Source organism: Serratia sp. LACPHL-BACT-2024-00286 (genome assembly GCF_043109535.1).
Classification (GTDB): Bacteria; Pseudomonadota; Gammaproteobacteria; order Enterobacterales; family Enterobacteriaceae; genus Serratia; species Serratia sarumanii.
Genome location: NZ_JBICNA010000008.1, coordinates 141370 through 152371 on the forward strand (window position 1 = coordinate 141370; position 11002 = coordinate 152371).

Genomic DNA, 11002 nt, shown 5'->3' on the forward strand with positions numbered 1-11002 from the left:
GCGCGAATGAATATTTATTAATGAATCCAACCTTTGCCGATAAAATGTCATGCATTGTTCCTCGGATTTTTCACTAGGATTTTTCTGTGCAATTTTTTTCATGGTTATCATGATATGAAGATGTTTAAACAATCCCATAACGAACCGCGAATACATAATTACCAACATTGTCAACGCATGCGCCTTACATCTGTTAAATGCATTAATCTCAGTAATCATTCCATCGTTCATCCTTTGATTATCACTTAGGTCATTATTATGTAATGCCTACGGCATCACCTGCCCTTTTCTGGTTAATCACAATGGGTTAAATAACATAAGCGCGTCCAAAAAATAGCATCTGATAAGAATAATCTTCCCTCTGCCTTGTTGTTATTTTTTTGTTAACACCCCTTCGACAACCCAGGAATAGGCGGTGGAACGCCATAGGGACAACTAACCACACAAAATCATACAAAACAAATGCTTATGTTTTTCATTTTGTTTCATAAAGAAAATTCTTCAATGTTCGTCAAAGCGTAATATTAGCAAAGCGATATTGCGCATTGTAGGGCAACAGCTATTACAGTCGATCTAATATCTCGCATAACCTTATTTATGCAGTCATTTATTCTGGATAATATTTACATACGATCTATTGGTTTTTGATCTTATATTTAACTTTTTCCTTTTGGTTTTATATTCTGAATTTGAGTTATTTCAACAAAATCTATTTCCAAGTAATGCTATTGTTTGCAAGAATATTCCCAGCAAAACGCCATACTGATATTCGGGTTTTAAAATCAAATAAAACCGACCAAACATCACATAACCATTTCGTTATTAAAAGCAAATAACGAAAAGTGTGCGTATTGCCCAAAGCAAAAGGATCTGGCTCCCATCGCAGTGCGGCTAACAGGGCGTTGCTGCTCTGCGGGGATTTAGGTGTGCTTTTCTTTTTATTTAAATACTCTCTACAGGAACCTGAGAAATGAAACTGAATAAATTAATGCTGGCGACCGCCATTGCTTTTTCTACCGCCTCCGTTGCACATGCGGCGCCGACCCCGAACCAGGGCAGCGGCACCGTGACCTTTAGCGGTGAAATTATCGATGCGCCTTGCAGCATCACGCCGGACTCCGTCGATCAAACCGTCCCGATGGGCCAGATCAGCAGCCGCATCCTGGCCAAAGAAGGCAAATCCAGCGCCGAACCCTTCAGCATTGAGCTGAAAGACTGCGCGCTCAACACCATGAAAAACGTCAAGGTGACCTTCACCGGCACGCCGGATGCCGTCAACAGCAAATTGCTGGCGCTGAGCGGTTCCGCCAGCGGCGCGGGCATCGTGATTTACGACCAGCTGCACGCCAAGGAAGTTGAGCTGGGCACCGCAACGGACGGCCAGGGCCTGAACGAAGGCAACAACGCCCTGAAATTCGCCGCATACCTGCAAGGTAACAGCGCTTCCGGCGCCGTCGTGCCGGGCCAGTTCACCAGCGTGGCGAACTTTACCCTGGCTTATCAGTAAGCCTCGTTGGGGATGCCGGCGCGGGCATCCCCATGCTTAACGACGCCGGCTCCGGCAAAGGAACCGATCTCGACAGGGAGAAGCCAGCATGACCATCCATTGGCGAGGCGCATTGCTGATCGCGCTCAGCATCGGCAGCGCTAGCGCCACGGCGAAAACTCAGGGCCACGGCAAAGTCAGCCTGGGCGGCGAAATCGTCGAAACGCCGTGCAACATCGCCGGCGACAGTTTGGATCAAACCGTTGATTTCGGGCTGGTTTCAATGAGCGACGCCGGGCGAGATGCCCAGCCGAGCCTCATCGGCAGCCGCCGCCACTTCGCCATCAGGTTGGTGAACTGCGAACTGGCCAGCCAGATAAAGCCCGATTTTATTTATCGCGCGGCCAACCTCACCTTCAGCGGCATCGCGGATAGCCAAGATCCGCAATGGCTCGCCGTCCATGGCGAGGCGCGCGGCATGGCTATCGAGTTGCTGACCGACGCCGGCACCCCGATCCCGCTCGGCAGCACGACGGCGGATTATCTGATCGTTGCCGGCGATAACACGCTGCGCTTTGGCGCCCAGCTGCGCATTCACCCCGACAGGGCACGGGCGGGCGGTTTCAGCTCATTGGCCAAATTCACCCTGTCTTATCTGTAGCCGGTTTTCGTTAGGAACGCTGTACAGCATTACGTATTCAGGTCTTACGGGATGACCTGCTATTAGGCGCGGATTTGCCATGAGTGATCATTCTATGACGTCTTTACTGACAATAAAAAAAACGCCCATCATCGTCATTCTCTCTGTTCTCTGGGCAAAACCGGTCTTTTCCGCCACGGAATTCAATACCGACGTGTTGGATATTGGCGAACGCAGCAAAGTGGACTTATCCCGCTTTTCCGACGCCGATTACGTCATGCCGGGCACCTATCTGCTGGATATCAAAATCAACCAGAAAACGCTGCCCCAGCGCAGCATTCAGTATTTCCCGTCGCCGGATAACAAGAGCGGCAGCCAGGTGTGCCTGCCGCCTGACCTGGTGGAAAAAATGGCGCTGAAAGAAGAAGCGGCCAAAAAAGTCACCCTGTGGCGCGACAACCAGTGTGCCGACATTCGCGGCATCAAAGGCGCAACGGTTTCCGATCGCATCAGCGGCGGCGTGCTGGCGATCACCATTCCGCAGGCCTGGATGAAATACTCCGATCCCGACTGGACGCCGCCCGAGCAGTGGGACGATGGCATCCCCGGCGTGCTGCTGGATTACAATCTCAGCGGCCAAATCGGTAAACAGCACCACGACAACGGCACCGCCGAAAACCTCAGCAGCTACGGTACGTTGGGCGCCAACCTGGGCGCCTGGCGCCTGCGCGCCGATTACCAGACCGATTTCAACCAACAATACGGCCGGCGCGACAGCAATTTCGACTGGAATCAGATCTACGCATACCGCGCGCTGCCGATGCAGGCCGCCAGGCTGACGCTGGGTGAAACCTACCTGAATTCGCCGGTGTTCGACGCCTACCGTTTTACCGGCCTCAACCTCGCCAGCGACGAGCGCATGCTGCCGCCCAACCTGCAGGGTTACGCGCCAGAAGTACGCGGCATCGCCAAAAGCAACGCGCGGATCACCGTCTCTCAGGAAGGCCGCACGCTGTATCAAACCACGGTGCCCGCCGGGCCGTTCGCCATTCAGGATCTCAGCAGCTCGGTACGCGGCAAACTGGATGTGAAAGTGGAAGAACAAGACGGCAGCGTTTCCACTTTTCAGGTAGATACCGCCAGCATTCCTTATCTGACCCGCCCCGGCTACGTGCGCTATAACGTGGCGCTGGGCAAGCCGTCTGCCTACGATCACCGCACGCAAGGGCCGGTGTTCTCCGCCGGCGATTTCTCCTGGGGCTTGAGCAACGCCTGGTCGCTGTACGGCGGCGCGCTGCTCGGCGGCGATTACAACGCCTGGGCTCTCGGCCTGGGGCGCGACCTGAACCTGTTCGGCGCCCTGTCGGTGGACGCCACGCAGTCGATCGCGCGCCTGCCCGATGAACCCAGCGCCAAAGGCATGTCATTCAAGGTCAACTACGCCAAACGTTTCGACGAGCTCAACGGCCAAATCACCTTTGCCGGCTACCGCTTTTCGCAGCGCAAATTTATGACCATGTCGCAGTACCTGCAGGCGCGCTACGGCGACATTGACGATCGCTACAGCGGCCGACAAAAAGAGTTGTATACCGTCACCGCCAGCAAAACCTTTATGGCGGAGGACAGCGCTCAGGCGATCACCGCTTATCTGACCTACTCACACCAGACTTACTGGGACGCAGGCGCGCAAAACCGCTACGGCATGTCGACCAGCAAGCTGTTCGACTTCGGCGGGATCAGCAACATCACCGCCTCGTTGGCGGCCTATCGCACTCACTATCGGGGCCGCACCGACGATAGCGCGATGCTCAATTTCACCGTGCCTATCGGCGAGCACAACCGTCTGGGCTACGCGCTGCAGGTCAATAACCGCGACGTGACCCAAACGGCGACCTACACCGACAACAGCGACATCAACAATACCTGGCAGGTCGGCAGCGGCGTCACCCAGTCCGGCAAACCGACGGCGAGCGGTTACTACACCCATAACGCGTCGTTCGGCACGCTCAACGCCAACGCGTCTTATCAGCAGGGCAGTTACTCCTCGATAGGCGGAACTTTCCGCGGCGGCCTGACCGCTACCCGGCACGGCGTCGCCGCGCACCAGAACGCCGGCAACGGCGGCAGCCGCATGATGCTGGATACCAACGGCGTCGCCGGCGTGCCGATCAACAACGGCCGCGCTTACAGCAACCGCTTCGGATTGGCGGTGATCTCGGACATCACCAGCTACTACAACACCGATACGCGCATCGACGTCAACAAGCTGGCGGACGACGTTGAAGCCACGCGCGCGGTGGTGCAAGGCACGCTGACGGAAGGCGCCATCGGTTATCGCCACTTCGAGGTGGTGAAAGGCAGCAAGCTGTTAGCCACCATCAAACTGGCGGACGGTAGCGAACCGCCGTTCGGCGCCACGGTGCTGAGTGCAACCGGACGGGAGATCGCGGTGGTGAACGACGGCGGCTCGGTGTATCTGACCGGCGTCCAACCGGAAGAGCGGTTGGACGTCGCCTGGGAAGGCCGCCGTCAGTGCCGCATCGCCATCCCAGGCGCCGCCAAACCGCTGGACCGGCTGCTGTTGCCGTGTGCCAAACCGTAATCCGCAACACATTGAGAGTAGACGCATAACATGAACAAACATTCGATAGCAGTAACCGCGGGCAGCCTGGCGTTGATGACGCTGGCTTCGACGGCCGACGCGGCGATCGCGTTGGATCGCACGCGCGCCATCTATGTGAGCGACGCCAAATCGATCAGCCTTAACATAACCAATGAGAACAAAGAGTTGCCTTTCCTTGCTCAGGCCTGGATCGAGAATGCGCAACATCAAAAGATCGTTTCGCCGCTGGTGGTATTGCCGCCGTTGCAACGGGTGGAAGCCGGAGAACGCAGCGTCGTGCGCATTACCAAAACGCCGGAAGCCGAGCTATTGCCGCAAGATCGCGAATCGGTGTTTTATTTCAATTTGCGCGAAATTCCGCCCAAAAGCAGCAAAGCCAACGTGATGCAGCTGGCGCTGCAAACGCAGATCAAACTGTTCTTCCGCCCGAAGGCCATCGTCGCACCGCAGGGTGAGATATGGCAAGAACAGCTGGTGTTCCACAAAACCGCCGACGGTTTCACCATCGAAAATCCGACGCCGTTCCACATCACGCTGACCGGCATCGCCCGTCAGACGCAGAAACAAGGCGGTGGCGCGATCGGCGATTTTCAGCCGGTGATGCTGTCCCCCAAATCCAGCGAAAAAGTGCGTTTGCGCGACCATGGGTTCGACGCCTTCGTCGTCACCTATATCAATGATTTCGGCGGCCACCCCGAGCTGCGCTTCACCTGCAGCGCTAGCCTCTGCACCGCCGCACCCGGAAAAAAATAAGGAGATACGGCATGGCTGACTTCACCGGCCGCCTGCGGCCTCTGCTGATCGGCGCCTTGCTGCTCGGCAACGGCGCCGCAATGGCCTCTCCGCCGGGAGAGGTTCAGGGCACCAGCGGCACCGTCGGTTTTCAGGGCGCTCTGCTGAGCTCTCCCTGCAGCCTGGCGCCGGACAGCCGCGATCAGTCGGTCGATCTCGGTGAGATCGGCACGCTCGCCTTCCGGCGTGTCGGCGATCAAAGCGCGCCGGTACGTTTTCGTCTCGCCTTTACCCATTGCCTGCTGGGCGCCAAGGCGCTGGCAGACAATCCGGCCGGCATGCGCAACGGCGACGCCGGCAGGCTTTACCTGCGGGGGGAGCAGGCCGCCACGCTGGTGTTCCTCGGTGAAAGCGATCCCGACAATCCGCAGTTGCTGAAGCTGCACGGCGGCGTACAAGGCGTTGGCCTGCGGCTGAAAGATCAACGGGGCCGCGCGCTGTCCCTCAACCAACCCGGCGCCCCCTATGTCTTGCAGCCCGGCGGCAATACGTTGTGGTTCAGCGCTCAATTGGAATCAACCCGTCCGTTCATCGAAGCAAACCAATTCAAAGGAGTGGTGCATGTCCAGCTGGTCTATTTATAAACGCCTGGCGTTGCTGGGTTGCCTGGCGACGCCATTCGGCGCTCAGGCGCTGGAATGCCATCTGAATACCGAGAACGGCATTACCGAAGAGAGCGAGGATATCGGCCGGTTGACCATACCGGCCACCTTACCGGTCGGCAGCCGGCTTTGGACCTCCAAACCGATGAGCCGCGACGTTATGTGCTGGGCGCACGCCAGCAAACCCAAGGGGGAATGGGTTTACTTCTATCCCAATCCGGACAACCGGCAGTTCGCCGCCGGCATCGCCATGGGGGTGATTTATAACGGCCGGGATCTCGGCTTGATCAACTCCCGAGTACAAACCGATATGTTTCGTACCCCCAAGCAACGGGAGCTCGGTCATGTCAACTATCAGGTTTATTTGCAAAAAACCGGAGAAATCACCGCAGGGGGCGCCAGTCAGATCGCCGTTTTTCAGCTCGATGGCGTAGGCGGCATCAACGTCCACCCGGGAAAAAATTACCGTTTCACCCTAACCGGGCTGGATAAAATCAAGGTGATCCAGTGCGCCGCTTCGGTGGAGCTTTCAACCCCGGAAGGCGTTGACTTCGGTGAGATCCCGACCTGGAAACCCAATGCGGGCACCGTAGCGAGCAAGGATTTCAGCATCTTGATCCGCAAAAACGGCTGCAGCGACAGCTTCGCGCTGGAGGCCAATTTCATGGTGAAAAACGGCACGCTGACCGACGCTACCGGCTTGAATATGGACAATGGTTCAACCTTGCGCATCCACGATAATTCCAACCCCAAATGGATTAAATACAATCAGTTCGACAGCTTTGCCGACATGAGTGGCCGCGATCAGGTGCAAAAATCCTACAGCGCCTCATTGCAGGCCAGCGGGGAAGGACAGGAAGGCAATTTCCGCAAGACCGTAATCTTGCTGATTAATTATATTTAATGGTGGTGATGATGAAGAGCTATCGGACAATCACCGCTCTGTGCGGCATCGGTTTTCTATTTTCCTCCGCAGTCGCGGCGGAAAATAAGGAAATAGACTTTTTCGGCTCCGTGGTAAGCAGACCCTGCAATATCGACCCGCAGTCTCTTCACCAGACCGTCGAGATGGATACGGTGTTGATCAAAACCTTGTACCGCTACGGCCATACCAACCCCGTGTCATTTTCCATTCGCTTAACCGACTGTAAAACCGCCGTTTTCAAATCGGTCACCGCCACCTTTACCGGCACCGAAGATGCCGAACTGCCGGGCAAGCTGGCGATCAACAATGGCGCCAACGGCGCCGCCATCGCGCTGTTCGACGGTGCTGGCAAAGCGATTGATCTGGGCACGCCGGCCGATGCGGTGACATTGCAAGACGGCCCCAACGCCCTGAGGTTCAGCGCCTATGTCCAGGCCCGGCCGAGCGCGATGAAAGATAAAAGCCTTACCGAAGGCGAATTCAGTTCCGTCGCCAATTTTGTGCTGGCGTACCAATAAGCCCCGCACCGCCTCAGGGAAATCAGGAAAACGACCGGCGCGCAAACGCCGGCGATTGGCCGTCACCGTTCGCTCCGGCGCGGCGCCGCGGCCTTTTAAGGAGCCACCCATGCCAGATATTCGCTTCACGCTGTTCGACAGCGATAACTTCTACCAGCAGGGGCTGCGTCTGCTGCTGCAGGACTATCTGCACTCCCTGAACGAATGCCAGCGCCTGTACCCGCAGTTCTCGCCGCTGGCGCTGCAGGCGTTGGATAACATCGAAATCGTGTTCCGCACGCCGGAAGAGCGCTGGGGCTGCGCCTGCTGCTACCGGAGCCCCTACGGCATCCCGCGCCAGCGGCAGCTGACCTTGCTGATCCTCGACGACACGGCCCAGCAACAGGTGAAAAACCTGTCTCCGCTGTTCAGCATCCACCGGCGCGACTCGGTTTACGCCATTCGCCTCAAGCTGCAGATGGCGCTGGAAAAATTCATTCAGCAGCCGTGGATGGCGCTGCACGCCGCCGACATATGGAAATGCCAGGCCTGCCGCCTCGCCGCGCTGAGCCACTGTGAGAAAAAGGTGCTGGGCCTGATGAGCAGCGGCATGTCCGCCTGTAGCATCGCCGGCCTGCTGCAGCGCAGCCAGAAAACCATCAGCGCCCACAAACGTTCGGCGATGCGCAAGCTGAACGTGCGCAAAAACAGCGAGTTGAATCGGGTGCTGCTGAATCAGCGGGAGCTGAACTGAACGACAACAGGCTCGCGAGTGACGCCAGAGTGGTTTACTCTGAATACTCATTTTCGTACTGCAAAGCGAGCCGTAATGCATGCCCAGAACAGCCAAAGCCGTTGACGTCCCCGCCCTCGGCGAGCTCGATCGTCAGGCGGGTCAACTTAGCCACCAGCTGGCGCAGGCCCTGCGCCAGGCCATCCACCGGGGCGATCTGAAAGCGGGCGATCTGCTGCCCTCGACGCGCCGGCTGTCGGCGGCGTTGAATCTGGCGCGCGGCACGGTATTGGAGGCGTTCGCTCAGCTAACGGCGGAAGGTTTTCTCGAACCGCAGCCCGGCTCCGGCACCCGGGTCGCCCACTATCAGGCGTCGCGTCGCACGCCACACGCCACGGTGCAGGCCGCTCCGTCCACAGCCGTGCCGCTTTCCGCACAGGCGCAGCATCTGGCGCGCTTTGCCGCCCAGGCGCGGGCGTTGCCGCCGGTGCCGTTCACCGTCTCGGTGCCGATCGGCGATACCGCGCCCGACGATATCTGGCGGCGGCTCGGCAACCGCATCCGGGCGCGCGGCCCCGGCGCCCCGTCAGGCTACGGCGATCCGCTGGGCGCGTTGCCGCTGCGCGAAGCCATCTGCGACTATGTGCGCCGTTCCCGCTCGGTAAACTGCACGCCGCAGCAAATCCTCATCACCTCCGGCACGCAACAAGGGCTCTATTTGGCCGCCCAGATCCTGCTGGACGCCGGCGACAGCGCCTGGGTGGAAGACCCCGCCTACGCCGGCATCACCGCTATTTTCGACAGCCTGTTTCGCGATCGGCGCATGATTAGGGTGCCCGTCGCCGCCGACGGCATCGACGTCGCCGCCGGTATCCGCCTGGCCGCCGACGCCCGCGCCGCCTTTGTCACGCCGTCCCATCAATATCCGCTGGGCATGCCGATGAGCATGGTGAAAAGAAGCGCCCTGTTGGGCTGGGCCAAAGAGCGGCAGGCCTGGATCGTGGAAGACGACTACGACAGCGAGATGCGCTACGCCGGCCACCCGTTCCCTTCGCTGCAGGGGCTGGCGCCCGAGCGAACGCTCTATCTCGGCACCTTCAGCAAGGTGCTGTTCCCTTCGCTGCGGCTGGGTTACGCCATCGTGCCGCCACCGCTGGTCGACGCCTTTTGCGGCGCCAGGATCCTGATGGATCGCCATCCGCCCAGCGCGGATCAACACGTGCTGGCCGCCTTTATCGCCGAAGGGTATCTCGACCGGCATATCCGCAAAATGCGCGGCGTCTACGCCGAGAAACGCCGGGTGCTGATCGAGGCGATCAACACGCACATCCCCGCCGATTTGGCGATAGTGCAGCCCTGCGATCAGGGCATGCACATGGTGCTGTGGCTGAGGAAAGATCTCGATGACGTGCGGGTCGCCCAATGCGCCAACGAAGCCGGATTGGCGCTGCGGGCGGTGTCGCCGATGTATGCGCCCGGCCACGGTGAGCCGGGTCTGGTGCTGGGATTGGGCGGTTACGCCGACCGCCAGGTGCAACAGGCGGTGGAACGGCTCGGACAGGTGATCCTGGCCTGCGCCGGCAGCGGCGCCTAGCGGGAAAAGCGCTTGGCACCGAACACGCAAACCACCACGCCGGCCATCACGGCGATCATCATCGGCTGGACGGTTTCCTGCAGCAGCCAGCCCGCCAGCGCCAGGCCAAAGAACGGCTGCAGCAGCTGCAACTGCCCGACGGCGGCGATGCCGCCCTGCGCCAGGCCGCGATACCAGAAAATAAACCCAATCCACATGCTGAACACCGAGACGTAAACCAGCGACAGCCAGGCGGCGCCGCTGACGGCAGGCCAACCGGCCGGCGCCGCCAGCCAAGTGGCCGCCAGCGTCAACGGCAACGCCGCCACCAGCGCCCAGGAGATCACCTGCCAGCCGCCGATCCGGCGCGACAGCACCGCCCCTTCGGCATAACCCAGGCCGCACAGCAGCACCGCACCGATCATCAGCGCATCCCCCTGCCAGGCTCCGCCGCTCCCCTGGCTTAGCGCGAAAGCGCCCACCAGCACGGCGCCGACGCCTGAAAAAGCCCAAAAAGCGGGCTTGGGCCGCTCTCCGCCGCGCAAAACGCCAAAACCGGCGGTCGCCAACGGCAGCAGGCCGATATACACCAGCGAATGCGCCGAGGTGGTGTGCTGCAGCGCCAGCGCCGTCAGCAGCGGAAAACCGATGACCACGCCGAGCGCCACAAACAGCAGCGGCGGCAAATCGGCCCGCGTCGGCCGCGCCTGGCGGGTGATCAGCAGCGCACACAGCGCCAGCAAGGCGGCGATCGCCGCCCTGACCGCCGTCAGAAACAGCGGATCGAGCTCCAGCACCGCCACCCGCGTGGCGGGCAGCGAGCCGCTGAAAATAATCATGCCGAGGAAGCCGTTCATCCAGCCCTGGGGCGAATGCCCGGCGGCGGGATGCGCAGGGGGAACAACGAGAGTTTTTTCAGACTGACTGTCCGTCATGTGAACGCTCCGCACGCCTGAGGCATACCGAAATCGGCAACCCGCGAGGCGATGTCATAGTGAAAGAGAACATCGTTCCCCGGCGTCACTTGCCGGGGCCTGGTTCTATTTTTCAGATAAAGCGGTTCACGGACAGGTCCGGATAGCGAGATTTTCACTGTGCCGGTTCCGCTAACGCCAAAGAAGGGCGTTTTTC

10 protein-coding genes are annotated in these 11002 nt (G+C 59.2%); 9 read left to right on the top strand and 1 reads right to left on the bottom strand.

Going from position 1 to position 11002, the window contains the following annotated elements; translation table 11 throughout:
- Positions 1–970: 970 nt before the first annotated feature.
- The 9 genes from ACF8MC_RS21790 to ACF8MC_RS21830 all read left to right on the top strand — a co-directional run bounded on the left by ACF8MC_RS21790 (position 971) and on the right by ACF8MC_RS21830 (position 9892).
- Positions 971–1507 (top strand): fimbrial protein, encoded by a 537-nt coding sequence (locus ACF8MC_RS21790; protein WP_033636355.1) that lies wholly within the window; start codon positions 971–973, stop codon positions 1505–1507.
- 88 nt (positions 1508–1595) lie between these two features.
- Positions 1596–2147 carry a fimbrial protein gene (locus ACF8MC_RS21795; RefSeq protein WP_033649363.1) on the top strand — a complete coding sequence of 184 codons (552 nt, stop codon included), beginning with the start codon at positions 1596–1598 and terminating at the stop codon, positions 2145–2147.
- Between the two features lie 79 nt (positions 2148–2226).
- Complete coding sequence (locus tag ACF8MC_RS21800; RefSeq protein WP_164105592.1) at positions 2227–4728, top strand: fimbria/pilus outer membrane usher protein; 2502 nt, start codon at positions 2227–2229, stop codon at positions 4726–4728.
- A gap of 30 nt (positions 4729–4758) precedes the next feature.
- Complete coding sequence (locus ACF8MC_RS21805) at positions 4759–5502, top strand: molecular chaperone (protein WP_033654467.1); 744 nt, start codon at positions 4759–4761, stop codon at positions 5500–5502.
- A gap of 11 nt (positions 5503–5513) precedes the next feature.
- Entirely contained in the window at positions 5514–6125 is a 612-nt protein-coding gene (locus tag ACF8MC_RS21810) for a fimbrial protein (RefSeq protein WP_033636359.1), read from the top strand.
- A complete protein-coding gene (locus tag ACF8MC_RS21815) occupies positions 6103–7047 on the top strand; it encodes a fimbrial protein (RefSeq protein ID WP_060446112.1) in 945 nt (314 codons plus the stop codon). Before ACF8MC_RS21810 ends, ACF8MC_RS21815 begins: the two co-directional genes overlap by 23 nt.
- Positions 7048–7055: 8 nt before the next feature.
- Entirely contained in the window at positions 7056–7586 is a 531-nt protein-coding gene (locus ACF8MC_RS21820) for a fimbrial protein (protein ID WP_226911557.1), read from the top strand.
- Between the two features lie 109 nt (positions 7587–7695).
- Positions 7696–8319: a LuxR family transcriptional regulator gene (locus ACF8MC_RS21825; protein WP_033649366.1), complete on the top strand. Its 624-nt coding sequence runs from the start codon at positions 7696–7698 to the stop codon at positions 8317–8319.
- Between the two features lie 79 nt (positions 8320–8398).
- Entirely contained in the window at positions 8399–9892 is a 1494-nt protein-coding gene (locus ACF8MC_RS21830) for a PLP-dependent aminotransferase family protein (RefSeq protein WP_164105595.1), read from the top strand.
- Here the strand turns inward: ACF8MC_RS21830 and ACF8MC_RS21835 are convergent.
- On the bottom strand, positions 9889–10806 hold the full coding sequence (locus ACF8MC_RS21835; RefSeq protein WP_033654470.1) for a DMT family transporter: 918 nt from the start codon (positions 10804–10806) through the stop codon (positions 9889–9891). The two genes, ACF8MC_RS21830 and ACF8MC_RS21835, sit on opposite strands and share 4 nt — an antisense overlap.
- Positions 10807–11002: the final 196 nt, after the last annotated feature.